We start from the raw sequence: 25,959 nt of genomic DNA on the forward strand, positions 1-25,959 counted from the left end.
TAAATTTGACCAACTTCTCCAATAATTTGGAAAAGGAAGATCACCTAAGAACCTGATATAAATCACTCGAACTCTTCCTGCAAAACCAGATTTAGTCTTTCGGAAGTAACTTCAATGCTCCTTGAATCATCAGAAAATCAGAGGCCAGCTCTTGTTGGAGTTTTTCCAAATAGGCATCGGGATAGAGGTCATCTTTTGCATTCTGAAGAACCTCAGTACGAGTATAATAAGGATATAACTCGGCGTAAGTTTCTTCGAATATGGCCTTCAATTTGGCTACCGAAAGCTTGGAACCGATGTCCTTTACTACTTCTAAATACTTGGAATACAAAAACTCATCCTCAGCGATTTTTTTATCCAATTCATCCTCCTTTGAAAAAATATAGGCGGTTGGATTTGAGCGCTGTGCAGCTTTTCCCTCATGTGGAAACGCAGAGAAAATATCATCATAATCCCAGGGGATGATCTTGAACAAACCCGATTCGGGATCGATATAGAAAAACACCTCATCTGCATAATCTCCATTTCTCACCAAGAAATTAAAAGCCATCCAGCTCATATAATTCTCCAAATCAAGCTTTTGACCAAGAGATTCGTAAAGATTTGAACCTGATTCATTTTTCAGCAGCTGGTAAATAGATTTAAAAGAATTCTCAAGCTCTTTGGCTTCGGATTTAGAAAGTGTTTTGGAGGTTTTTGCTTTTTCTATGGAATGACCATAGCCTCTTCTGATCACGATGGGACTTTTTGCTTTATGAATTGCCCAATCTTGAGGCCTCTCTACCAGTAAATAAATCCCCTGACTAGTTCCATTGACTTCTAGATTGGAATAGCTGAAAAAATAATTCATCAACCCGATCTCTTGCATCATCCCGAAGGCAAGGCGGTTTCGGATATAATACTTATCCATCGCCAGGCTCAACAAAATCAAATGCTTTAGTTTGGTTTCTCTCTCATTCCTTGAAAAGTGTATTGGTTTCTCCAAATCAATGCTTAGGCTTTTTCTGGGAAAACTAAGAGTAGTCTGTCCCCGGGAATGGACATCCGTAGGCACAACTTCCTGACCGTTGATTTTTAAGCTTTTTGCATTAAAGCCCTCTTTTTTCCCGGTGACTTGTCTCAATCGGATAAAATCTCTGGGAGCTAAGTCCAATTGAATGAGGTTTTCAATTTTTTGGGATTGGTCTGAAAAAGAAAGCTGACTGTCAATTGAGCTGGATTCCTGGCCCAAGGTCTCAAAAATTGAAAGACCAAATACCAGAATTAAAAAAAGAGCCAGCTTCCTAAGCATTACATTTCCAATTGATTTAATGGAATTTAACCAGAAATAAAGCTTTATAAAAGTTGAATTGAACTTCAGCCAATTTTAAAGAGGAAACTTTCTGGCTAACAGTTTTTTTTCTTGGCATTGAAACTCCTTATTTTTCCGGAAATCATTTCCGCATGAACCTGCAAATTCTCTTTCAAGTCGTTTTCCTTTTGGCTTTTGATTTAAGCCTAATTTTCAGGCCAAATCCTCCAGTTCGGATAGAAATGACCACCAACTATGGAACCGTCGTTCTGCGACTCTACGATGAAACTCCCCTACACCGGGACAATTTTGTGAAGCTTGTTCAAAGTGGGACTTATGACAGCTTACTTTTCCATCGAATCATTGAAAATTTCATGGTTCAAGCCGGGGACCCAAAAAGCAAAATGGCATCATTTCAGGACACCTTGGGAGGTAATGATCTCAATTATAGAATTCCTGCAGAAATCAAGCCTGAGCTTTTCCATAAAAAAGGAGCTTTGGGAGCTGCACGGACCAACAACCCTGAAAGAGCTTCCAGCAGCACGCAATTTTATATCGTGCAAGGAAAAATCCAGAATGATAGCCTTCTAAACCACAATGAAAACCGGATCAATCAAATGCTCGCTAGCCATTTGGCTACCAATGATCCAAGATTCAAGCCGCTTCAAGATTCACTTTTGCAAGCTCGCGAAATCAAAGACTCGCTTTTAATCAAATCCTTATCAGGGAAATGGGCGCAAATTCAGCGGAGTTATGCGGATTTTGAACGCTATCAAATTCCTGCCGCTCATCGGGAAGTTTACAAAGCCATCGGAGGAACTCCCCATTTGGACCAGAACTACACGGTTTTTGGAGAAGTAGAAAGCGGCTTGGAAGTGATTGACGCCATGGCTGCAGTCGAAACCAATTCTATGGACCGGCCATTGACGGAGGTTAGAATTTTGAAAATGAGGATTTTGAGGGATTGAGAGTTTAGACGGAAGCGGGAAGACCGGAGACGGGAGATGGAAGACCGGAGACCGAAGCGGGAAGACCGAAGCTTTGCCTTTTGCCATTTGCCTTTTGCTTCTTGTTCATTTCCTCTTGCCCTTTGCCCCTTGCTTCTTGTTCATTGCCTCTTGCCCTTTGCCTTTTGCCTCTTGCCTGTCAGGCTGAGCATTTGAGAAACTAGAGTCGCGAAATCGAAGCCTTCCCTCATCTCCTAAACCACCTTCGTTTTCCATTTTCCCTTTCGGAAGAAATACAAGGACACCAAAGCATGAAAAGAATGACAAAATGCGATGGCTATAAAAATTCCCAAGTATTTCATCCCCATAGGAAATGCTAGGAAGTAAGCCAAAGGAACTTCCAGACAAAGCAAAACGCCGGTGTTGATCCAAGCTGGAGTTTTGGTATCTCCTGCACCATTGAAAGCTTGAGTAAGCACCATTCCTACTGCAAAGAATATGTAACCCAAGGCAATCACCCAAAGTCCCTGGGCAGCCACATCTCTGACCTCCAGAATATCCGTGAATATTCCTGCTAACTGTTTGCTAAACAAAAGGTAAATACCCGTCACGGAGGCCATGAAAATCACATTATACCGTGTTGTCAGCCAAACGGCCAGCTCGGCTCTTCTGACTTTTTTGGCGCCCAAGTTTTGCCCTACCAATGTAGCTGCGGCTCCTGACAAGCCCCAAGCAGGTAGAATCGTGAAAATCAAAACCCTGAAAGCAATGGTATATCCCGCCAAGGCTGCCGACCCAAATTCTGCATTCATCCGGGTTAGTGCTACCCAAGAAACTGAATCAATCAGAAACTGACCCATCCCCCCGATGGAGAGATCGATGATTTTTTTGACCGTTTCCCAATTAATCTGGAGGTTCTGCCTAAGTATCTTGAGTTTATGCTTTCCGTTGAACAAGTGGTAAAGCTGATATACCACCCCAATACTTCTTCCCAAAGTAGTGGCTATGGCTGCTCCGTCCAATCCAAAGCCATCCCAGGCTCCAATTCCAAAAATAAAAAGTGGGTCAAGGATAATATTCAACCCATTGGCTATCCAAAGGGAGCGCATGGCATGATGTGCTTGACCAGCTCCCCGAAATGCTCCATTTAAGAGGAACAACAGCATAATCGCTGTGTTTCCCGCAAAAACGATCCGGGCATAAGTTTTCCCGGATTGAACCACTGCTTCCTCTGCTCCCATAACCCGAAGAAGATCCTCAGCAAAAATCCATCCTCCGACTCCAAGAAATATGGAGATCACCCCTCCTACCAAAAGCAATTGAAAAGTGGCTGAACCAGCTTCTTCAAATTCTTTTTCCCCAAACCTTCTGGAAACTAAAGCAGTCCCAGCCATGCTGATTCCAAATCCTATGGCATAGGTCAGCACAATTACGGACTCGGTCAAGCCCACCGTAGCTATGGCATGCTCCCCAAGCTTGGCAACAAAGAAAATATCCACCACCGCAAAGGCTGACTCCATCATCATTTCCAGAATCATTGGAATCGCCAAAATGAAAATGGCCGTTTTCAAAGGCAAGCGTGTAAAATCCTGCTCTTTACCGAGAATTGCTTCTTTGATTAGCTGCCAAGTCATTGGAAAAATATTCGTTTTAAAATTGAGGGCCTCAAAAAAACAAAAAAACCGCCAATTGGCGGTTTTTCAAGCTGTTATTTTAGAATTAAATCAAGAACCAATGGCCTCAATATGGTTTTCTTTGATTTTTCTACGAAGAATTTTACCCACGTTGGTTTTGGGCAATTCATCTGTGAAATAGACTTCCCTAGGAACCTTGTAATTGGTTAATGATTCTTTACAATGATTGATAATTTGCTCAGAGGTTAGGCTTTGATCTTTTTTCACGACATAAGCCACGACTTTTTCAGTGGACTTAGGATCTGGCATCCCGATGACACCTACCTCCAAAACCCCTGGACAAGAAGCTATGCAGTCCTCAATTTCATTGGGATAAACATTAAATCCGGAAACCAAGACCATTTCTTTTTTGCGGTCCACGATCTTGAAGAATCCACTTTCATCCATGACTCCAATGTCACCGGATTTAAACCATTCTCCATGCATAACTTTTGCAGTCTCGTCAGGCCTATTCCAATAGCCTTTCATGACTTGAGGACCTTTGATAAAGATTTCTCCTTTTTCTCCCAAAGGAACTTCATTCCCATCATCATCAGCCACCATCACTTCTGTGTTAGGAAGTGGAATTCCGATAGTTCCGATCTTTTCTGTTCCATCAATCGGGTTACAGGTAGCCACTGGAGAAGTTTCTGTCAGTCCATAACCTTCAGCCAAAGGAACCCCAGTGACGAGTTTCCATTTTTCAGCAGTAGTTTTTTGGACTGCCATTCCACCACCGACTGCAATTTTCAACCCCGAAAAATCCAGATTTTTGAATGCTTCCTGGTTAAGCAATCCATTGAACAAAGTATTCACTCCTGTGATCACGGAGAATTTCTTTTTGGCTAAATCTCCAATGAAAGCTTTCATATCCCTTGGATTGGTAATCAGCACATTATGAGCACCAATTTTAAGCATTGCCAGGCAGTTTACCGTCAGTGCGAAAATGTGGTAAAGAGGCAACGCAGTTATGACAATTTCCTCTCTTTCTTTCAGTCTTGGTTTCATCCAAGCTGAAATCTGCTGCATGTTAGCCACTATATTACCATGAGTCAATTCAGCGCCTTTCGAAACGCCAGTGGTACCTCCGGTGTATTGTAGAAATGCAGGATCTGAAAGCGAAGTCTTCACAGGTTTGAAAGAAAACTTCGAACCTTCAGCTAAGGCTTTTTTCAGGGAAATTGAACCCGGAAGGGAAAAAGACGGAACCATCTTTTTGACATGCTTGACTACCAAATTGACAATGGTGCCTTTTAGTCCTCCAAGTAGATCTCCTAGCTCAGTTGTAATGATTTTCTTGGCAGATATTTCATTTCTGATTTTCTCCAAGTTGGAAGCAAAGTTCTCAACAATTACGATCACATCAGCCCCTGAGTCATTGAACTGATGCTTCATCTCAGCAGGTGTGTACAAAGGATTTGTATTGACGACCACCATTCCGGCTCGAAGAGCTCCAAACATCACCACGGGGTACTGAAGCGTATTGGGCATCTGAATGGCTACCCTTGAGCCTTTTTCGAGTTTGAGTCCTTGGGTAAGGTAGTTTGCGAAATTTGCGCTTAACTCGTCCAACACCTTAAATGTCATGGTTTTACCCATGCATTCAAAGGCTACTTCATTACTGAACTTCCGGACACTTTCCTCAAATAAATCGCAAACGCTGTTATAAGCCGTGACATTGACAGTTTTGTCGACTGAAGGTGGGTAATTTTTAATCCAAGGAAAATCACTCATAATTGGTCTATTTCGGGGTTTTTATCTTTTTCAATTACTTAAAAATCCTTTATATCACCAAGGATTTCTGTATTACTTCAAAATTTTTCTGGCGATTAGTTCTTTCATGATTTCATTGGTCCCCGCATAGATTCTTTGAACTCGGGCATCTGCCCAACCTCTTGCCACAGGATATTCCCACATGTAACCGTAGCCACCATGTAGCTGGACACATTCATCAGCCACTTTACACTGAAGTTCAGTCATATTATACTTCGCTGCTGAAGCCATTGCAGAATCAAGTTTTCCCTCATTATGCAGATACACTAAGTAATCGCAATAAATCCTTCCTTGTTCGACAGAAGCCATCATTTCTGCAAGTTTAAATCGGGTATTTTGAAACTCAGAAATAGCTTTACCAAAGGCTTTTCTTTGCTTCACATATTCCACAGTGGATTTGAGCAAAAATTCACTCAAGGCCACAGCAGCCAATGCTACCACCAAACGCTCTTGAGCAAGTTCAGTCATTAAATACTTGAACCCATCCCCTACCTTACCCAGAAGGTTTTCTTTTGGAATCTTGACATCCTCGAAAAACAACTCGCAGGTATCCTGAGCATGAAGGCCCACTTTTTCAAATGGAACTCCCTTGGTAAATCCTTCCATTTCCCGGTCTATCACAAAAAGACTGATCCCTTTTGCCCCTTTATTGGGATCTGTTTTGGCCGCAACCACCACCACATCCGCAAGGGAACCATTGGTGATAAAAGTCTTGGAGCCATTTAGCAAATAATACTCTCCTTTATCTTCTGCAGTTGACCTCATGCCCTGAAGGTCAGATCCAGCCCCTGGTTCGGTCATGGCTACGGCACCGATATATTCCCCTGTGACCATTTTGGGAATATATTTGGCAAGCACTGCCTCTTTCCCATAATGTAGGATATAGGGCATGACAATATCAGAATGCAAGGGATAGCCAATGGTTGGTCCTGAACATCCGCTTAGCCCAAGTTCTTCAATCAAAATGGCGTTATATCGGAAATCTTTGATGTTCATTCCACCCAAGTGTTCCGGGGCCTGAATCCCCAGAAAACCGTTTTCACCAAATTTCATCCAAGATTCCCTGCTTACTCTTTTGTCTTTTTCCCATTGTGCATTATTGGGAATAATCTCTCTGGCAATGAAATCTCTAACACTTTGTCTAAAAAGTTCATGCTCTTCATTGAAAATCGATCTGTGTAGTCCGTACATATTTGGGTTTAGTTTTGCTGGATCAAAAATAAAGGTTTTAGAGTTCTGGATTTTTGCCGCTCCTCAGACTTTCCTGAATTAATTCGGAATTTCTGCCAAAAGCTAAGATTCAAGCTCTTACATTTAAAAATCAATCCGCTCGAAATGATCGAATTATCAGAGAATACCTCCCTCCGGGAATTACAGGCTTTATCTTTTTGGGAAAAAGAAGAAATCCTTCAAGAATCCAGCTCAGCCGGCCCCAGTAATATGAATTTGGTGCTCAGGATTAAGACATCTAACCGAAGCGTCATTCTCAAACAGTCTAAACCTTATGTCCGAAAATTCCCTCAAATCCCGGCTCCAATTCAAAGAATTCAGGTGGAATTTGAGTTTTTACAGCTTTTAGAAAACCACCCTTTGGCAGCCAAATTTGTCCCAAAAATCTTGGCCTACGACGCTTCAAATCATATCTTACTCACAGAAGATCTGGGAAAGGGCAAGGATTTTTCAGGAATCTATTCCGGAGAGAAGTCCCTCAATGAAACAGATATTTCCACTTTAATGGAGTTTATCAATGTACTCCATGGAATTCAAGCGAAGGACTTTCCTGATAACATGGACATGAGAATTCTCAACCATGAGCATATTTTTCATTTTCCTTTTCAAAAAGAAAATGGATTTGATCTGGATTCCATTCAGCCGGGGCTTCAAAAATTATCCTTGGAATTCAAGCACAATGAGCTTTTAAAAGAAAAAATTGAATCTCTGGGTAAGCAATATCTTTCCAAAGGTGAAACCCTACTCCATGGGGATTTCTATCCTGGAAGCTGGCTGGAAGTTTCCACCGGTCTAAAGGTAATCGATCCGGAGTTTGGCTTTATGGGAGACCGAGAGTTTGATTTGGGAGTCTTTTTAGCCCATTTGGATCTCGGTCAACAGAAAGAAGATCTCAAAAATCAGGTGATTTCCTCCTACTCCCACTCTTTTAACCTGCCGCTATTAAAAGCCTACAGAGGTGTAGAAATTCTCCGTCGATTGATAGGAATTGCACAAGTTCCGGTCAACATGACCTTAAGTCAAAAAGAAGCCCTGTTGAATTTTGCAAAGTCCCTGATTATAGATGCTCATGAATAAACTTCTCCTTGTTTTCCTTGTCCTAGCCTTGATTTCCTGTAAAAAAACAGAGGAAACTCCTACCTATGACGTCCTTCAAAAATCCAGCTTGAGCGAATCTCAGCTTCAGGACAAAATCTTGGGAATGTTGGTAGGGTCAGCAATCGGAGATGCGATGGGAGCACCTACTGAAATGTGGAGCCGGGAAAGCATTGCATTAGAGTATGGGTTTGTAGAAAGATTGGACTCCATGGTGCGTGAAGCCTCTCCTGAAGGAATTTGGATTCCCAATTTACCTGCCGGAGGAACCACGGATGATACTCGATGGAAGGTATTGGCGGCCAACTACCTTTTAGGCCAAAAGCCGGGAAGTTTGGATCCAAAGGGGTTTGCCAAACAAATACTCAAAACCTATGAATCCAGCTTGGAAAAATTCAAGTCTTTAGACTCTCAAGACCCTGAGCCCTACGAAAAAATAATGCTTGAAGTAAATTGGCTCTCCGAATGGGCGAAAGTCAGCTATCCCTTTTTGGACAATAATCTTCCTGCATTTGTAGATTCACTGTCGAAATTTTACGGAGGAGAGATGGTCTGTGCGGGACTACTTTATGCGCCGGCTATCGGTGCATTTTTTCCCGGAGATCCCGAAAAAGCCTACCGAGAAGGTTATAAGCTTACTTTTTTTGATTTGGGCTACGCTCGGGACATCAGTGCATTAAGTATGGCGATGACTGCTGCTGGGATGAAAGCAGGAGCCACAAAATCCGATTTGTTGGCTTCTTTGAGATTGGATCCTGAAAAATATTTTGAAAGCAGGTTGGTAGGCAGAACCTCCCATCGAATCCTGAAGGATGCTCTTTGGATCAATGAGGAAGCTAAAAAGCAGGACAGTATATCTCCTTACTTAGATTCGAAAAGTAAAGCTTTGGCTTATGCTTTTTCGCTATTGGATCAAAAACAACAGGACATGCCATTCCATGCCGGTGAGATATATATTCAATCCTTGACGGCCATGATTTATGCAGATTTTGATTTTAAAAACTCCCTGATTTTCCTGGTGAATTATGGTAGGGATAATGACACTACAGCTGCCTTGGTGGGCGGAATCCTGGGTGCATGGTATGGATTTGAAAAACTTCCAGAAAAAGAAAGAATTCAAGTCTTGAAAGTATCCAAAGAAGTCTTGGGAATAGATCTCGAAGAAAAGGCCAGACAATTGACTACCCATCTCCTTGGAAATTAAAAAACCCGAGACAAGCTCGGGTTTTAGTGGAAGTTTAACAGGTTTTTATTCAAAATAAAGGGTTTTGCTTCTGCCTTTGGCATCCTTCAATTCAACGTAGACATCTTCTGCGGAAACGCCCACAAGTCTGTAATTCTTTTGAAATCCTGCTGGTTGGAAAATATCTTCTCTCAGCATTACTCTACCGGACTCCGCATATCTCAAAGTCACCTCGACCCCCGGCTCTTCTAGGCCTACCACAGTTAGGTTGATGGCATTGCCTTCAATTTCCTTCGCATAAGCCACCAAAGGAGATGCTGGTGTCTCAGTTTTTTCGAAGGTTTCTACGCTATACTCTACTTTTTCATCTTCTGTGATAATCCTGACAGTGTATTCTCCGCATGGCAAATCCTTGAGATTATAGGGGATCACTACATCCTGACCAGTGACATTTACTTTTCTTTGATGAAGCTTTTTTCCATTTGGATCCAAGATTGCAACTTTGGCTTGACCCACACCTTCTTTAAGAAGGACATTTACTTTTTTAAAATTTGCCTTTACTTCTGAATTGGATTTCAAATCATCGGAGGCATTTGCGGCAAGACTACTTAATGTAAGTGCGCTTGCAATGGCGAAAGTGAATAAAGTTTTCATAACAGTTTGTTGGTTTAGATTCGTGTCTAGCTTTTTGCCAAGGACGTACCAACAATTATTTCGACATTCACACCTTCCTGTAATTGCTTCAGCGGTATTAAGGATTTTTAAAGATTTAAAAAGAATATTATTTCGATTAGTGCTAATTCTTTAACCGATAGTTGATCGATTCTGGGAAAACCCCTGTTTTTTTGTCACAGTAGCGGACATTTTAGGTCAAAAAGGCAAAAAGTGTGGGTTACAAAGAAATGAATGATATTAAGGAAATTTAATTTTCAAATTTTCAAACAATTTGAAATCAAGGAATTAACCATAAAAAAACCTGTACGTTGTCGTACAGGCTTTGTCCGCTAAGGCTCAAGTTCAGACCGAAATCCAGCTTAAAAAGCGTAGCCTAATCCCGCTCCGATATATAAAGGCCAAAAACCGTTGTTGTTGAAAATCGGAGCTAGGTTAAGTCTCCAGGTGACTCCCCCATCTACCGGCACCTTACGATATCCAAAGTTTAAAGTACCCATGACACTCGGGGATCCATCTACGTCCAAGATGTAACTGTATGAACTGGTATAATAGCTTGTACACACGAAGTTGTTGTTTTGATCATAGTAGCCATTTTGACAATAGCTATATCGATCCTCATTGAATGCAAAAAAAGTAAATCCCATTCCCATCTCGAAATAGTGAGGACCTTGTCCATAAAGCTTATTGACCATGATTGGCATAGAGAAAAAGCTTTCATTCCGGGTAGAATATCCTCCCAAACCTATCCTCATTCCCCAGGAATCCATTTTGGTTTTATCAAAACGGAAATCATAATTAAAGCTGTAAGGAAGTCCAGCTCCTCCCAATTCCAGAAAAAGGGACTGACTGGGGAGTTTTTCCTCTTGGGAAAAAGCTTGGAAAGCCATGAGGCTGACCAGCAAAAATGTAAATAAGGATTTCATGTTGTGGAAGTTTTATTCAATCACGGTAAAAATACAGAAAACGCTACCTTATTTCTAAGTCTTTAGGAAGGAATTCTCATCTTGGCTATAGAATACTTATTTTTATCTGGTACATCGGAGGTCGTGATTATGGATTCAATTTCAAAAAAGTTAAAAGCTACTCTAGGGATAATCTTGCTATATCCAATGCTTTTGGTGCTCTCTTCTTGCATGGAAAATGAATTTTACATTGAGGGCTGCCCCCTACCAGCACAAGCTGATGCCACGGGACTTGCCCAGATTTTTTTTAGCCCCTACAAAAATCAGAAATACTCCAGTTCCGCAGATACGGTTCCTTTTAATGATTTTCGTTTCAACATCGAGCTCAAGATTCTCGAGAAAGAACGGGCTGATGCAGGATCCTTTCCGGGGAAAGCTTTGGCTCTGTCTTGCATGAAAACATACTCCATTTCCAACATATCCAATATCTCAGTGATTCTACAGCAACCATTCGCAGGCCTGCCTATAGGAACGGATATCGCCTATTTATTGGAAAGTCCGGAAGGAAAGAAACTCTCAGAACTTCGGGAATTTTTGGAGGTCCAAGTTTTCTTCAGCTTCAAGCTAAAAATCACCCCTGAAAATTATTCTCAATTAAAAACCCGCACCTTCTTATTTTTGAAGGATGGAAGTCGGCATAATCTAGAATCCACTTCCCCCTATTTAAAAATCTCCTGACATGCTTAGAAAAATTTTTCTCTTTCTCTTTGCCACGGCAATCGTACTGGTCATTGTGTACATGCTGGGTCCAAAGACCGAAACCCAAATCTTAACCATTAACTTTCCTGAAGTACCGACTGGAATATCAGAATTGGAGGAGTATCTCAAAAACCGGGAAGATACTGTAGTCGGGTTGAAGCCCGGTAATGAAGCTTATATCCAATGGGCTGATAGTGTGAATAAAGGCAAAACCCCTTACTCTATTATTTATATCCATGGGTTTGGCGCTGGGCCTATGGAAGGAGATCCGGTACATCGATTTCTTGGAGAGCATTTCGGCGCCAATGTTTTCGTGACCCGCCTTCCTGAGCATGGCATACGACGTGCCAATGGTATGGCATACCTCAACGCACAAGCTCTCGCAGATGCAGCAGGAGAAGCTTACCAAATCGGAAAAAGTCTGGGAGATTCGGTCATCGTGGTCGGAACTTCCATGGGAGGAGCCTTGTCACTTTTACTTGCAAGCCAGCAGCCCGAAATTGCAGCCGTAATACTTTATTCCCCTGCCATTCGGGACAAAGGAGAGAGATTGGAGGCTTTGTTTAAGCCATGGTCTAAATTTTTGATGGAAAAAACCATGACCCAAAATGGATCTATGGACATGAAGCGCACCGGAGAAAAGGCTGAATTCTGGTCTGAAGTGCAGCACCTCAATGCGTATGAAAGCTTGGCCATTCTTTTATACAGTGAAATGAATGCTTCCACTTTCTCAAAAATCCATCAGCCGGTATTCTTGGCCTATTATTATAAAAGCGATGAGGAACAAGATCCGGTAGTCTCTGTACCAAAAATGCTGGAAATGTACAGTCAGCTGGGAACTCCTGATAATTTAAAAAGGGAGAAAGCATTTCCAAAATCCGGAGATCATGTCATCGCTTCATCCATCACCTCCAATGACTGGCAAGGTGTCTTGTTTGGTACCATTGATTTTCTGGAAAATGTGGTAAAAGTCCCTGCCAACCCAAAATATCAGGAACAGGTGGAAGAAATGAGTCGAGCCAAAGATTTGGTGGACAGCTTGGACAAAAACTAAAAAAAGGCCTCTAGGAGGCCTTTTCTGTTTCTATATCCATTCTAAAAGATCGAGTGGGAAGTCCGATTTCATTGACCAGATTCACTTCAGGGTTATCTGCCCAAGCATATCGGATGCTGATCGGAATAACTCCTTCAGGAAGGTTGATTACCACCTGATTGTTTCCCTGGATCTTCCCTCCTATAGCTTCAAACTTGCCTTCTGCTACTTCGACGATAAATCCTTTTACCTGATCCCCTTGAGTTAGTTGAAGTCCTTTTCCTACTTCCTCAAAAGTCAGGACAAGTTGGCTTCCACTTAGATTTATCGCTTGGATTAACGGGCCTGTGGCAAGGATTTTCTCTCCAAAAGCCACTTTTCGGGCTTGCAGCCAAAGTCTTTCTCCTACATCCTTTTTATTTCTGGGATGGATATCCTCTTCCTCACCAATATCAATAGTCAAAGCCAACCCCGTTTTTGGAAGCTCAAGTGTCTGTGATTGAGCTTCTCTTAAGTGGGCCCAATTACTCTCTGGCTGCACTTCCTCTCTTTTCATATAATTAGCTAACTGCACGAAAAGGAAAGGGAAATTCCCGATGTTCCATCGTGTCCTCCAATTCGTAATCATCTCCGAAAACAACTCCCGGTATTCCTCATGCCTTCCTGCATTGCTTTCCCCTTGATACCAAATAACCCCCTTGATGGAATATTGGGTCAAAGGAGCAATCATGGCATTAAACATCACCCCTGGCTTCCAATTGAAGTATTCAACTTTTGGAAGTTGAGGTTCCACTTTGGAATTGGAATAAGCCCAAGAACCTTCCAGATTAATTTTTCTTCCGTTTTGGGAGAAATACATTTCATCCTTTTTCCCAATTTCAGGGCGGTTATTCCAGGTATTAACTGCTCGGATGGTTAGAACATTTTGCCCTCTCTTCAGGATATCGGAGGATATTTCCAATTCAGGCATTGAAGCGCCCCAATCTTTATAATGAACCTGAACTCCATTGATATAGATATAAGCCATTTGGCTGATAGCAGGGAAATGCAAGACAACATTTTCGGTGCTGGACAGATTAAATCTTTTCCTCACCCAGGCGATATGTTCCAATGGATTGGCAGAAGGTAGATTGACTGTAGTCCAGCCAGCCTCATTGTAAGAAAGAGATGCAACTTCCCCGGCTAATAGAGAATCAGGCCGGGCAACAAGAATATCCCTCATTTCCTTTTTCTTCTCGTTTTCCAAGAAGACCTCTTTCCATTTTTGAGCATTTTTCACCATGTCCAAGGCATCCTCGGTATAGGACCTTTCTGGGATTTTGGCCAATTGAGCTGCTTCTGTCCAGCCTTCGGCGGGAGTTCCTCCCCAATTGGATTCAATGATACCCACGGCCACCTCTTTTTCCAGGGCATTTTTCTTGGCAAAAAACCAAGCCACTGCGGAGAAATCGGGAAGATTCTCAGCATTGGCTTTTTTCCATTCCCCACCAGAAAGATTTCCTTTTTCCATTGCACTGTAATCTTTGGGAACCTTAAAAAATCTTATGGTCGGAAATTCTGATAGAGAATATTCTTCCTCCGCGCCAATGACTCCGGACTTCAAGGGCCATTCCATATTGGACTGACCTCCTGCTACCCAAACATCCCCGACATATACATCCTTTATATTCTGAAGATTCACTGTGAGTTCATAGGGACCTCCTGCAGGCAATGGGGGAAGCTGAACTTTCCAAGTACTGTCTTCCAAAACCGTGGTACTGCCAATTGCTCCTGCTAGGCTCGCTCGGATTTTTTTTCCGGGAATTCCCTTGCCCCATAGTTTTATTGCTTGGTCTCGCTGCAACACCATCCCATCACTGATGAGTAAAGGAAAGGAAACTTCAGAATCCGGCTTAGGTCCTTCGCAACCCAGAAAGCTTCCTAGGATAAGGAGCAGGAGGAGTATTTTTTTCATAAATCAGATTTTGGAAATGAAAAAGGGAGATAATTAGTCTCCCTTTAAGTTCGATTAAATAAATCTATTGATCAAATTTTCGAAATATTCTTGCTTTCCGGATATCTGCTTTGGCTCTCCAACTGCAAAGGCATGAGCTCTCAAGTCTTCCAAAGTCAATTTTCCTGCCTCAAATTCTTTTCCTTTCCCAGAATCGAAAGAGGCATATCTCGCTTTTCTCCTTTCCAGATAATCGGATTTTTCCATGATGTCTGCTGCGATCAACATGCCACGGGCAAAGGCATCCATACTTCCGATATGGGCCAAAAACAAATCCTCCGGATCCGTGGAGTTTCTTCTCACCTTGGCATCAAAGTTTACGCCACCACCCTGCAGACCGCCTGCCGCCATGATCACCAACATGGATTCAGCCAATTCCTGAAGATTAAGCGCAAATTGGTCAGTATCCCATCCGTTTTGATAATCTCCTCGATTGGCATCAATTGAACCCAAGAATCCACCGTCAGCGGCTACCTGCAACTCATGCTGGAAAGTATGCCCAGCCAAAGTCGCATGGTTCACTTCGATGTTCAATTTGAAATCCTTGTCCAAACCATAATGTCTCAAGAAACCAATTACTGTTTCAGAATCATAGTCATACTGATGCTTGGTCGGTTCCATTGGCTTAGGCTCGATGAAGAAGGTTCCTTTAAAACCGTTCTTTCTAGCATAATCTCTTGCCATGGTCAGGAATCTAGCCAAATGATCCTTTTCACGCTTCATGTCCGTATTGAGCAAAGACATATAGCCTTCACGTCCTCCCCAGAAGACATAATTTTCACCACCCAATTTGATGGTCGCGTCAATGGCATTTTTTACTTGAGTTCCAGCAAACGCCAATACATCAAAATTTGGATTGGTGGAGGCACCGTTCATGTATCTTGGGTTGCTGAAAACATTGGCCGTCCCCCATAGCAATTTGATTCCGCTGGCTTTTTGATGCTCTTGAGCATAATCTGTGATGATCTGCATCCGCTTTTCATACTCAGCCAAAGAATCTCCTTCGTCAATTAAGTCGATGTCATGGAAGCAATAGTAATCCACTCCAATTTTTGAAATGAATTCAAATGCAGCGTCCATTTTGTCCTTTGCCCTTTGAATTGGGTCAGGATTTGAATCCCATGGATGTACAATGGTTCCAGGTCCGAAAGGATCTCCTCCAGTGCCACAGAAGGAATGCCAGTATGCGATCGCAAACTTGAAGTGCTCCTTCATGGTCTTTCCTGCGATTACTTTATTCTCGTCGTAAAAGCGGAAAGCCATCGGGTTGTCGCTCTCCCGGCCTTCAAATTTGATTTTGTCGATGTTAGGAAAATAGGTTTTTGACATGGTTTTTGAGTTTACTGTTAATTTTTAGGAATAATAGGTTTATGGATTTTTCATTTTATAAAATCACTTCATTACGGCCTTAAGCTGAGATTCCCAATGCTGGTAAACCTCCTCATAGGGCTCAAAAAAGTTTTGATTGGGCTCCAAGGTTTCAAGAAGTTCCAATCCCTGGAACGCTTCAGATTCAGACTGAAATACTCCTGCACCGATTCCTGCTCCTCTTGCAGCTCCCTGAGCCCCATCAGTATCGTAAAGTTCCAAATTGACCCGATTCATATGGACAAACGTCTTTCGAAACAAGGGACTCAAAAACATATTGGCATGACCTGCTTTGACAGTCTGAAGATTCATTCCCATCTCCTTCATGATTCTGAAACCATAAGTTAAGGCAGAAACGATGCCTTCTTGAGCTGCTCGAATGACATGGCGTTTATCATGCTTCAGCAAATCCAAGCCCAACAAATGTGCTCCTACTGGCTTATTTTGCATGATTCTTTCTACTCCGTTTCCGAAGGGGATAAATACCAAACCTTCAGAACCCATCCCGGCGGCAGCTCCCAGACTATTCATCTCCTCATACGAAATCCGGGATCCCCCCATCAATCTCTTCAGCCATGAGTTGAGAATTCCAGTGCCATTTACACAAAGTAAAACTCCATAGGAAGGACTTTTTTGTGAGTGGTTGACATGGACAAATGTATTTACCCTAGACTTCGGGTCATAAAGTGGCTGATCCGAAACCCCATAGACTGTCCCTGAAGTCCCCGCTGTGGTTGCCAATTCCCCGGGCTTTAAGACCTGTAAGGAAAAAGCATTGTTGGGTTGGTCGCCTGCCCGATAAGAAATCGGAACACCGGCTTCAATACCGGTTTCCTGAGAAGCTTTGGCTGTAACTTTTCCCTGCAAAGAAAAGGAAGGGACAACAGTCGGAATCCACTCTTGAGGAATTTCCATTTGACTAAGAAGTTTCTGACTCAATCCATTTTCCTTAAAATCCCAAAATATCCCTTCAGAAAGTCCTGTTTCTGAGGTTAGGATTTCCCCAGTCAATTTCATAGCAATGAAATCTCCGGGAAGCATGATTTTGTGAATCTTGGAAGCAATCTCAGGCTGATTCTCAATCACCCAGCGAAGCTTGGAAGCAGTAAAATTTCCCGGGGAATTCAAAAGATGGGGCAGACAATAGTCTTGCCCCAGTCCTTGGAATGCTTTTTCTCCAATCTCAACGGCACGACTGTCACACCATATAATAGATGGCCTGAGAACATTTTGATCTTTATCTACGCAGACTAATCCATGCATTTGATAGGCAATCCCGATTCCTTTGAGTTCGCCTTTTTTTACCCCTGCCTTTTTGAAAATATAGGCCGTGGATTCTTTGACATAACTCCACCACATTTCCGGATCCTGTTCTGCCCAGCCGGTTTCAGGCGCCAAAATCGGCATTTCCTCTTCTGGAAATGCCTTTGAAGCGATAGCCTTTCCCGTATCTGCATCCAACAAAGATGCCTTCACGGAGCTGCTTCCGATATCCAATCCTAATAATAGATTTCTCATGGCTTACCAGAATACAGTATATAGCGCAGCGATAATACCGGCGATCAAAATAGCTCCAATCTTAAATTGGATACTGGTCTTAAACAACTCCTTGTTGACATCGATGCTGTTTGGATGATCTTTTCCTTTTCCTTCAATCAGAGAAATAATGATCATAAGCGCAGCCAAAACAAGGAAAACCACTCCCATTCGGTCAATGAAGGGAAGATTCGGGAATACAAGCTTTAGAACGACGGAAAGTGGAATACTCAAAGAAGCTCCTACCAATGCAGCGTTGGAAGTGGTCTTTTTCCAGAAAACTCCAAAGAAGAAGATGGCAAATACACCCGGGCTGATAAAGCCAGTGTACTCTTGGATAAATTGGAATGCTTGGTCAAGTTGGCCCAAGGCTGGTGCGACCATCGCCGCGACCACAAAAGCAACCAAAGCTGTAATTCTACCTACTCTTACCTGCTTGGATTCAGAAGCATCTTTACCAAAGTACTTCGTGTAAATATCCATCGTGAAAATCGTGGAAGTACTATTGGCCATAGATGCAAGTGAAGAAACTATAGCTGCGGTCAAAGCCGCAAATGCAAGACCTTTCAATCCTGTCGGAAGCAACTGAAGTAAGGTCGGATAGGCGCGATCTGACTTAACAATACCCGTAGCAGGATCAGTCATGGACTGAATAAATGCAGAATCACCTCCATTTTTCACAATCACCCATGCTGCAATCCCAGGAACAACTACGATCAAAGGCATCAATAGCTTCAAGAAACCGGCGAAAATCATCCCTTTCTGAGCTTCATCAAGACTTTTTGCCGCCAATGCTCTTTGGGTGATATATTGGTTGAAGCCCCAATAGCTCAAATTGGTGATCCACATCCCTCCTACCAAAACAGAAAGCCCAGGAAGGTCCAAATAAGCATCTCTTGTTCCTCCTTTTCCATCAGGAATCATCATTTCGCCTTTGGAAAGAATCATGGAAAAGTGTCCAGGGACTTCCTTTCTCAAAAGACCTATTCCCTCCCAGGCATCTCCATTACCTACCATGCTTAGTGCGATATAGGTCGTGGCCAAACCGCCGGCGATAAGAAATACCACCTGTACTACGTCTGTCCAAGCCACAGCTTTCAATCCTCCATAAATAGAGTAAACCATCGCAAAGAGGGCCAATCCTACAATCCCCGTAAACATCGGAACGTCCAGGATGGTGTTTAACGTAAGCGCTCCCAAATAAAGCACGGATGTCAAGTTGACAAAAACGTACAGCAACAACCAGAAAATTGCCATGGTCGTCCGCACTCGGGTATCGTATCGGTCAAGCAAAAATCCCGGCATGGTATAGATCCCTTTCTTGATATACACCGGAAGAAAGAAAATCGCCACGACCAAAAGCGTGGCCGCGGCCATCCACTCATAAGTGGAGATTGCCAAGCCTAAAGCAAACCCGGAGCCGGACATCCCGATAAATTGCTCCGCGGATATATTAGAAGCGATCAGGGATGCACCTACAGCCCACCAAGGCAAAGCTTTAGAAGCAAGAAAATAATCAGAAGAGTTTTTGACGTGGCCTTTTTTCTCTCTGGAGACAAATAGGCCCATCCCAATAATGAGGAAACAATAGCCAATAAAGACTATCAGGTCAATGGGTTCAAGAAGCATAAGTTTAGGTTTGGTTGATTGTTTTGGGTATATAAAACTACTATTAGTTGATGTTTTACAATTTAAGGTCGATAAATATAGCGGTTTGATGCAAACGTCTGCATATTCCTCCTAATCAGTTTCAGATTTATTTGAAAAATTCAGAAACAAGTCCCCAAGGATCAATAGAAAATTTGGAGGATTCTATATTTTCCAAATAACTAACCCCCAATGCATTGGAAACCCAAACCGAATCGGCCTTCCAAATGACTTCTTTTGGAAATAAACCTTCCTTCAATTCAATTCCTTCACTTTTAAATTTTGAAGCTAAAGCCCCCCTACCCACTCCTTCGATGCACCCAGTAGCCAAAGAGGGAGTAAAAACAATGTTTCCCTTCTTCCAAAAAATATTGGAACTGCCTGCTTCTGCAATATTTCCCTTGGAATCCAGAAGAATGATCTCGTCCCAATTATTTTGAATTCGTTCTTGAGCAGCTAAGATATAAGGCAAGCCATTGAGGGTTTTTAATGAACTTAAAGCTGAAGCATCCAAATTAACAGAGGTGCAAAAACCAACCTTGGTCTTGACTAATGGAGGCGGAGCGAATGGCTCCAGATGGAGTGTTTGGAAAAGTTCATTGGATTGGGGTGAATATTTCCCGGATCCTGCACGAAAGAGATTCCATCGAACTCTTACTTTTTCACCCAAATGATCTCTCAGTAAAAGTGATTCCACTTCATCTAAATCAGCATCATGGCCTTCTATATTTAAGGTGTGTAATCCTTTTCTGGATCTTTCTTGGTGAAGCTCTTTGAATCGGAACTTTTCACCATCAAAAAGCATGGTCTCAAAAACCCCATCACCAAAATTCATGGCACGGTTGGGAATGGCAAAAAAGCCTTCCTTTTTCCAAGGACTTAAGTGGGATTCCTTAATCCAGGTTGTCTCAGATTCGCTCATTGAAGTGTTCAAATTCGATCATATTAAAATTTTGATCTATCTTTATTAAGTTAATTTTGATCAATAACTATGGGTTTTTGATTCAAAAATGACCATTTGAAATAAAAATTAGATATTCTTGAGTGATTTTTTTAGCTAGCATCAAAATTGGAACAATAAAACCCATGGCCAATAAAAGCAGTGTATTTGATATGATCGGTCCTATCATGATAGGGCCTTCCTCCTCACATACTGCCGGAGTAGTACGTATAGCCCGAGCCGCCATTCGTGTGCTTGGAGGAATTCCCGATGAAGCAGAAATTACCTTTTACAACTCATTTGCCAGAACCTATGAAGGACATGGCAGTGACCGGGCGATTTTGGGAGGTTTGATGGATTTTAAAACCGATGATCCCCGGATTAAAACAGCTTTGGAAATTGCAGCCGAAAAAGGACTGAAATACAAATTCAAGTCTATTGGCAACTCCTCTATTCACCATCCCAACACCATCAAACTTAATCTCAAAAGAGGCGAAACATCAATAGAAGTCGTGGGAGAAAGCTTGGGAGGTGGAGTCATCAATATCGCCGAAGTAGATGGTTTTGTGGCTAATTTCTCAGCCCAGGCCCATACTCTGATCATCAAGGCTCAGGATATTTCAGGTGCTATAGCCTTTATTTCCAGTGTGATCGCTCAGGAAAAAGCCAATATTGCTACCATGTCTGTATCCCGAAAAGGAAAAAACGATATCGCCTGCCATGTGATCGAAATGGACTCCGGAATACAACCGATAACGAACCAATACTTAAAGTCTTTACCTTGGATTAAGGAATTGATTTATATCCCGGATATTGACTTGTAAGCAAAAATTTGAACAACCAACTAATTCCTATGAGAAAGATTTTTACATTTTTCCTAATCATGTTTGGGATTATAATCCAAACACAAGCCCAATCAGACCAATTTCAAGGCCCTTATGACTTGCAGTCATGCATTCAAATAGCCCTGGAAAACAACCTTACCCTGAAAAGAACCCGCTTAAATCAGGATATCACTGAAGCCACTTTACTCCAAAACCAAGGACAAAGAATTCCGAGTTTTTCCTTGGGTGCTAGTTCTGGTTATCGATGGGGTCGTTCAATTAACCCGGTAACCAACCTTTTCGAAAACAACAGAATCGGTAACATCAACCTGTTTGCAAATACGAATGTCACCATATTTGGAGGAATGAGAATCAACAACTCCATTTCCCAGGCAAGAAAGGATTTGGAAACAGGTGAATTCAGTGTGCAGGCCACCACCAATCAGGTGACTTTGGATATCATCAACCAGTTTATCAATGTGGTTTTTAACAGAGAGCAGGTTAAAATTGCCGAAAACCAGCTAAAGTCCACCGCAGAACAACTGGAGAGAACCACCAAGCTAGTCAATGCAGGATCACTGCCACTTTCCGATCAGCTGGATCTCCAATCCCAAAATGCTACCAATCAACTGGAAGTCATCAATGCCAAAAACAGCCTTAGACAAGCCAAATTGGCATTGGCTCAGGCGATGCAAATTCCTTTTTCTGAATCCTTCGATGTGGTCGAACCGGATTTTGAAATCACAGATTATGACATGGAGTTAAATGACCCAGCCAGAATTTATGAGGTTGCCATTGATATGATGCCCGAAATCAAAGCAGCTGAAGCTTCTGTTGAAAGTGCTGAATACGGAGTCAAAATCGCCAAAGGAGCCTTCTTCCCTACGCTTGGCTTGAGTGGCAACATTTTCTCCAACTATGTAGATCAGCCCGGGTTTGGTCAAACTGAAATCCCTGCTTTTGGGACCCAGATTGAAAACAACCTTTCCCAATCAGCCAACCTTCAGTTGAACATTCCAATCTTCACCAACTTCAACAACCGGGCTTCTGTACAAAGAGCTAGGGCTCAAAAGGCTTTGGCTGAAGTGGATCATATTCAGGCAAAAAACCAATTACGTCAGGACATCGAGACTGCTTACAACCAAGCATTGGCTTCAGAGCAATCCTATCAGGCATCTTTGACCCGAGTAAGAAGCTTAGGCGAGACATTCAGAGTCGCTCAGCAAAGATTTGACTTAGGCGCCATCAACTCAGTTGATTTTCAAGTTGCACAAAACAACCTATTCAATGCTCAGGCAGATTTGCTGAATGCGAAATACACATACATCTTCAGAATTAAAGTTCTGGAATTCTATCTAGGAAACCCCATTAACATAAACTAAACCATGGCCAACAAGAAGTCAAACAAGCTTTTGTATTACCTACTCGGAGCGGTGGGTGTGATCATTATATTTGCTGTCATCGGTAGATCTGCAGGATGGATCGGTGGAGCCAAAGAAACCGAAGTGGAATTTGCCACTGCGAAAAAAACCTCCATTATAGAAAAAGTCAGTGCATCCGGAGAAATCCAGCCTGAAGTAGAAGTTAAGCTTTCCCCAGACGTAGCTGGTGAAATCATCGAATTGAATGTCGTAGAGGGAGACTCAGTGGAAATGGGGAAATTGCTGGTAAAAATCCGACCTGACAACTTCATTTCAGCCCTAGAGAGAACCCGTGCGAATCTCAACCAGCAAATGGCTAATCTTGCTCAATCCAGAGCAGCGCTGCAAAGATCCGAGGCTCAGTTTACGCAAGTAAAACTCAACTTTGAGCGTCAGCAAAAACTCTATCAGCAAAAGGCTATTTCTGATGCTGACTTCGAAACTGCAAGAGCCAACTATATCACTGCAGAAAAAGATCTCGAAGCCGCAAAGCAAAATGTGGTTGCTTCTGAATTTATCGTGAAAAGCTCTCAGGCTTCCGTCAACGAGGCCTCCGAAAATCTGAGATTAACTAACGTGAATTCTCCGGTTTCAGGAATTGTGTCCAGCCTTTTGATTGAAAAAGGAGAACGTGTGGTAGGAACTCAGCAGATGGCTGGTACAGAAATGATGACCATCGCAGACCTTTCTAAAATGGAAGTACGCGTAGATGTGAATGAAAATGATATCGTAAGACTTTCCTTGGGAGACACCACCATCATCGATGTAGATGCTTATTCTTCCCTAGGTAAGAAATTCAAAGGAATCGTAACCAGCATTGCAAATACCGCCAATGCCAAAGCCTCTGCAGATGCAGTGACTGAGTTCAAAGTCAAAATCAGAATTCTGAATAGCTCCTATGAGGATTTGGTAAAGGCAGGAAATAAATATCCATTCCGCCCTGGGATGACAGCTTCTGTGGAAATCCTCACGACATCTAAAAATGATGCCTTGGCTATTCCGCTTTCTTCTGTAACAACCCGTGAAGATAAGCTAGATACACTTGCAGGAGGCACCACGAAATCCAAAGAATTGGTATTTGTCAGTGAAGGAGGAGTTGCCAAAATCAGAGAGGTCAAAACCGGAATCTCTGACTATGAGAACATCGAGATTTTGCAAGGCCTGAAAGAAGGAGATGAAGTGATCTCTGGTCCTTACTTTATTGTCAGCAAACAACTTAAGGAAGGAGATAAAGTGAAAAAAATGAGTGCTCCTAAGCCGACAGAAGAGAAATAAACTGAAAATCCCCGCCAAAAGCGGGGATTTTTTTTGCCTTATTGAATCGTAAACCGAACTCCAAGAAATCCGCGGATTCCCTGATTGGGAGCAAAAACGTAGGTCGGATCGAATGTAAGCGCATTGGGGTTGCCGGGTGTGGGGATCACTTGCCCGGACTCATCAAATTCTACTCCTTTATCAAAGGGATCAAAAGATCGGGCGATACTGTTGGCCGGTGGTGTGAAATTCAACAGGTTTTTGATTCCTCCATAGAGCTCCCAATTCCCTAGCTTTTTGCTGACTTGAATATTTTGGATACTGAACCATGGGGAGTACTCCGGACGGTCATCCAAGTCCCCCAATAAAGGTAACCTCATAGGACTGTAAACATTCCCGGTATAATCAATCTGTAAATGAAGCGCATGGATATGGTATCCGATATTCCATACTCCAGAAAACCTTTCAGTCAACAATTGCCTTACTTTTTCTCCATCTTCATCGAGTGAAACATCCATTAAAGTCGCTCCAGCCATGAAGTTTAATCCGGATTGAAGAGCTGCATCGAAGTTTAGAGAAACACCCTTGGAAACTGCTTTTCCATCCAAATTTGCATAGATGATTTGGTTGGGGTTGGTTTCATAATCCGGTACAATTCTGTTGGTGAAATGAGTGTAGAACACTGTCCCGTCCAAGGAATAATAATTTCCTTTGGAAGAATATATTTTCTTCACCAGGTTCACATTTCCATTCCAGCTTCTCTCCGGATCCAATTCCTCTTCGAAAACTACTTCTCTGGCCCCTGTGAGTGCCGCATGATCCTCCGTAAAGACATTCGCTACCCGAAATCCATTTCCTGCAGAAATCCTAAGAATGGTCGTCTTGTCTAATGAAGACAACTTATAATTGAGTCGGGGTGAAACCACTGACCCATGGATGCTATTGTAGTCATATCGCACTCCAGCCAAGACAGTACTTTTCGGAGATAAATTCAGTTCATTTTGCACAAAAACTCCCGGAAGATGAATGACTGAGGGGTTGTTTTGTCTTCCATCTCCCCCAGTCGCTACCGTATTATCATCGTAGTAAGTGTATCTATACGCGGCGCCTAGGAGCAAATTGTTGATTCCAGCCTCCTTTCGATAGGTCAACTGGCCAAATCCAATCTTTTGATCAGCTACAAAGAATGTTTCACCATACACTGAGTTTTGATGATGACCATTGGCAGAAAACTGGAAGTTGACATTTTTGACTCTGGGCAACTCATAATTTCCAAACAGCTCCCATCTGAAAGTAAAAATACTTTCTCCATATACCTCATCTCCTCCCCTAAAGGCCGGTGTCCAATTCATTTCTCCACCCCAACGATCCTCGTACATATACCGACCTGCCAAGGAGAATGCTTTGGCTCCCGGTCGGTCAAACTCCAATTTTTGAAATAGTGAAACCCGTTTTTGCAAAGTGACATCTGTAAACCCATCCTGATTATTGTCAATTGGGCGATCGTACCAAAAAACATTTAATCCTGTCAAGGACTGGACTTTTTTGCCCAAGCTGGATTTGAAACCCAAATCAGCATTTACCTCACCCCAAGAACTGACCATTACATCCGAGCCCACGACAGGTGCCAACTCTGATCTTTTAGTGATGATATTGATCAATCCACCTACGGCCTCAGAACCATAGAGCGTAGATGCAGGTCCTTTGACCACTTCAATCCGATCAATGAGAGATTGAGGAATTCCAGTGAGTCCATATACCGTGGATAGTCCACTGACGATTGGCATCCCATCAATCAATACCATGGTATAAGGCCCCTCCAAACCATTGATATGAATGTCTCCGGTATTGCAAACATTGCAATTGACTTGAGGTCTTACTCCGTTAACATTTTGAAGGGATTCAAAAATAGAGGGGGTTGGGTTAGCCTTGAAAAACCCGGATTTATAGACTTCCACTGGCACAGGGCTATTGGTCTTGGAGACTTCTTGGAGCGTGCCGGATACCACTACCTCATCTAAAGAGCTGTCTAAATTTTCCAGGACAAAAACCAGATCCTGACTTGCTAATGGAACAACAAGGGTTTTGGATACTTTTCGATATCCCAAAAGAGAAACCTCCAAGTTCCATTTTCCGGCAGGAATATTCAAAAGAACAAACTGCCCATTCTCATCGGTTGTGGTTCCTTTTTGCAATTCAGGAATATAAATCGTCACAAATTCCAGTGGCTTTTGAGCACTTTCTACCTTCCCCTGTACCCGATGTTGAGCCAAAGATTGGATTGAAAAGGAAACCATCAAAGCTATGAAAATCAGTAATCTTGACATTACAAGTGGTGTAGTTATAACAGTATTATTCGATTTATTCGAACACAAAAATATAATTGTTAGATCAATCTAACAAATATATTTATGA

The 25,959-nt window shown here is 42.4% G+C and carries 20 protein-coding genes; 8 read left to right on the forward strand and 12 right to left on the reverse strand.

Features of this window, described 5'->3' with window-relative positions; all coding sequences use genetic code 11:
• Nucleotides 1–91 precede the first annotated feature (91 nt).
• On the reverse strand, nucleotides 92–1,291 hold the full coding sequence (locus G458_RS0115135; RefSeq protein WP_026952637.1) for a CotH kinase family protein: 1,200 nt from the start codon (nucleotides 1,289–1,291) through the stop codon (nucleotides 92–94).
• 152 nt (nucleotides 1,292–1,443) lie between these two features.
• On the opposite strand from G458_RS0115135, the gene G458_RS0115145 reads away from it, so the two are divergent.
• Nucleotides 1,444–2,259 (forward strand): peptidylprolyl isomerase, encoded by an 816-nt coding sequence (locus tag G458_RS0115145; RefSeq protein WP_026952638.1) that lies wholly within the window; start codon nucleotides 1,444–1,446, stop codon nucleotides 2,257–2,259.
• Nucleotides 2,260–2,492: 233 nt separating this feature from the next.
• Here G458_RS0115145 and G458_RS0115155 read toward each other — a convergent pair whose 3' ends face one another.
• From G458_RS0115155 to G458_RS0115165, 3 genes are all read right to left on the reverse strand, one after another.
• Complete coding sequence (locus tag G458_RS0115155) at nucleotides 2,493–3,872, reverse strand: MATE family efflux transporter (protein WP_026952639.1); 1,380 nt, start codon at nucleotides 3,870–3,872, stop codon at nucleotides 2,493–2,495.
• A gap of 90 nt (nucleotides 3,873–3,962) precedes the next feature.
• Entirely contained in the window at nucleotides 3,963–5,645 is a 1,683-nt protein-coding gene (locus G458_RS0115160; protein ID WP_026952640.1) for an AMP-binding protein, read from the reverse strand.
• A gap of 72 nt (nucleotides 5,646–5,717) precedes the next feature.
• Nucleotides 5,718–6,875 (reverse strand): acyl-CoA dehydrogenase family protein, encoded by a 1,158-nt coding sequence (locus G458_RS0115165; RefSeq protein ID WP_026952641.1) that lies wholly within the window; start codon nucleotides 6,873–6,875, stop codon nucleotides 5,718–5,720.
• Nucleotides 6,876–7,019: 144 nt separating this feature from the next.
• On the opposite strand from G458_RS0115165, the gene G458_RS0115170 reads away from it, so the two are divergent.
• A complete protein-coding gene (locus G458_RS0115170; protein WP_035468356.1) occupies nucleotides 7,020–7,991 on the forward strand; it encodes a phosphotransferase in 972 nt (323 codons plus the stop codon).
• Entirely contained in the window at nucleotides 7,984–9,213 is a 1,230-nt protein-coding gene (locus G458_RS0115175) for an ADP-ribosylglycohydrolase family protein (RefSeq protein WP_026952643.1), read from the forward strand. Before G458_RS0115170 ends, G458_RS0115175 begins: the two co-directional genes overlap by 8 nt.
• A 45-nt stretch (nucleotides 9,214–9,258) precedes the next feature.
• Here the strand turns inward: G458_RS0115175 and G458_RS0115180 are convergent, their stop codons facing one another.
• Both G458_RS0115180 and G458_RS0115185 read right to left on the reverse strand, forming a co-directional pair.
• Nucleotides 9,259–9,846, reverse strand: a complete 588-nt coding sequence (locus tag G458_RS0115180) for a hypothetical protein (protein ID WP_035468358.1) — start codon at nucleotides 9,844–9,846, stop codon at nucleotides 9,259–9,261.
• A gap of 380 nt (nucleotides 9,847–10,226) precedes the next feature.
• Nucleotides 10,227–10,790 (reverse strand): hypothetical protein, encoded by a 564-nt coding sequence (locus tag G458_RS0115185; protein WP_026952645.1) that lies wholly within the window; start codon nucleotides 10,788–10,790, stop codon nucleotides 10,227–10,229.
• A 186-nt stretch (nucleotides 10,791–10,976) separates the two neighbouring features.
• Between G458_RS0115185 and G458_RS0115195 the strand changes: the two genes are divergently transcribed.
• Both G458_RS0115195 and G458_RS0115200 read left to right on the forward strand, forming a co-directional pair.
• Complete coding sequence (locus G458_RS0115195; protein ID WP_157359821.1) at nucleotides 10,977–11,507, forward strand: hypothetical protein; 531 nt, start codon at nucleotides 10,977–10,979, stop codon at nucleotides 11,505–11,507.
• A gap of 1 nt (nucleotide 11,508) precedes the next feature.
• Nucleotides 11,509–12,582, forward strand: a complete 1,074-nt coding sequence (locus tag G458_RS0115200; RefSeq protein WP_026952647.1) for an alpha/beta hydrolase — start codon at nucleotides 11,509–11,511, stop codon at nucleotides 12,580–12,582.
• A 10-nt stretch (nucleotides 12,583–12,592) separates the two neighbouring features.
• On the opposite strand, the gene G458_RS0115205 is transcribed toward G458_RS0115200, so the two are convergent.
• From G458_RS0115205 to G458_RS0115225, 5 genes are all read right to left on the reverse strand, one after another.
• Nucleotides 12,593–14,515, reverse strand: coding sequence for a sialate O-acetylesterase (locus G458_RS0115205; RefSeq protein ID WP_026952648.1), 1,923 nt, complete (start codon nucleotides 14,513–14,515; stop codon nucleotides 12,593–12,595).
• A gap of 54 nt (nucleotides 14,516–14,569) precedes the next feature.
• Nucleotides 14,570–15,883, reverse strand: a complete 1,314-nt coding sequence (gene xylA / locus G458_RS0115210) for a xylose isomerase (protein ID WP_026952649.1) — start codon at nucleotides 15,881–15,883, stop codon at nucleotides 14,570–14,572.
• A gap of 63 nt (nucleotides 15,884–15,946) precedes the next feature.
• Complete coding sequence (locus tag G458_RS0115215; RefSeq protein ID WP_026952650.1) at nucleotides 15,947–17,440, reverse strand: xylulokinase; 1,494 nt, start codon at nucleotides 17,438–17,440, stop codon at nucleotides 15,947–15,949.
• Between the two features lie 3 nt (nucleotides 17,441–17,443).
• Nucleotides 17,444–19,087, reverse strand: a complete 1,644-nt coding sequence (locus tag G458_RS0115220) for a sodium/sugar symporter (RefSeq protein WP_026952651.1) — start codon at nucleotides 19,085–19,087, stop codon at nucleotides 17,444–17,446.
• Between the two features lie 127 nt (nucleotides 19,088–19,214).
• The gene (locus G458_RS0115225) at nucleotides 19,215–20,027 is read right to left on the reverse strand and encodes an aminotransferase class IV (protein ID WP_035468360.1); all 813 of its coding nucleotides are present in this window, start codon (nucleotides 20,025–20,027) and stop codon (nucleotides 19,215–19,217) included.
• A gap of 164 nt (nucleotides 20,028–20,191) precedes the next feature.
• Between G458_RS0115225 and sdaAB the strand changes: the two genes are divergently transcribed.
• From sdaAB to G458_RS0115245, 3 genes are read left to right on the forward strand one after another with little or no spacing between them, the layout of a single operon-like run.
• Nucleotides 20,192–20,869, forward strand: coding sequence for an L-serine ammonia-lyase, iron-sulfur-dependent subunit beta (gene sdaAB / locus G458_RS0115235; protein ID WP_026952653.1), 678 nt, complete (start codon nucleotides 20,192–20,194; stop codon nucleotides 20,867–20,869).
• Nucleotides 20,870–20,898: 29 nt separating this feature from the next.
• Entirely contained in the window at nucleotides 20,899–22,251 is a 1,353-nt protein-coding gene (locus G458_RS0115240) for a TolC family protein (protein WP_026952654.1), read from the forward strand.
• A gap of 3 nt (nucleotides 22,252–22,254) precedes the next feature.
• Nucleotides 22,255–23,565 carry an efflux RND transporter periplasmic adaptor subunit gene (locus tag G458_RS0115245; RefSeq protein WP_026952655.1) on the forward strand — a complete coding sequence of 437 codons (1,311 nt, stop codon included), beginning with the start codon at nucleotides 22,255–22,257 and terminating at the stop codon, nucleotides 23,563–23,565.
• A gap of 38 nt (nucleotides 23,566–23,603) precedes the next feature.
• Here the strand turns inward: G458_RS0115245 and G458_RS0115250 are convergent, their stop codons facing one another.
• The gene (locus G458_RS0115250) at nucleotides 23,604–25,871 is read right to left on the reverse strand and encodes a TonB-dependent receptor (RefSeq protein ID WP_026952656.1); all 2,268 of its coding nucleotides are present in this window, start codon (nucleotides 25,869–25,871) and stop codon (nucleotides 23,604–23,606) included.
• Nucleotides 25,872–25,959: the final 88 nt, after the last annotated feature.

Source organism: Algoriphagus mannitolivorans DSM 15301 (genome assembly GCF_000429425.1).
GTDB classification, from domain to species: domain Bacteria; phylum Bacteroidota; class Bacteroidia; order Cytophagales; family Cyclobacteriaceae; genus Algoriphagus; species Algoriphagus mannitolivorans.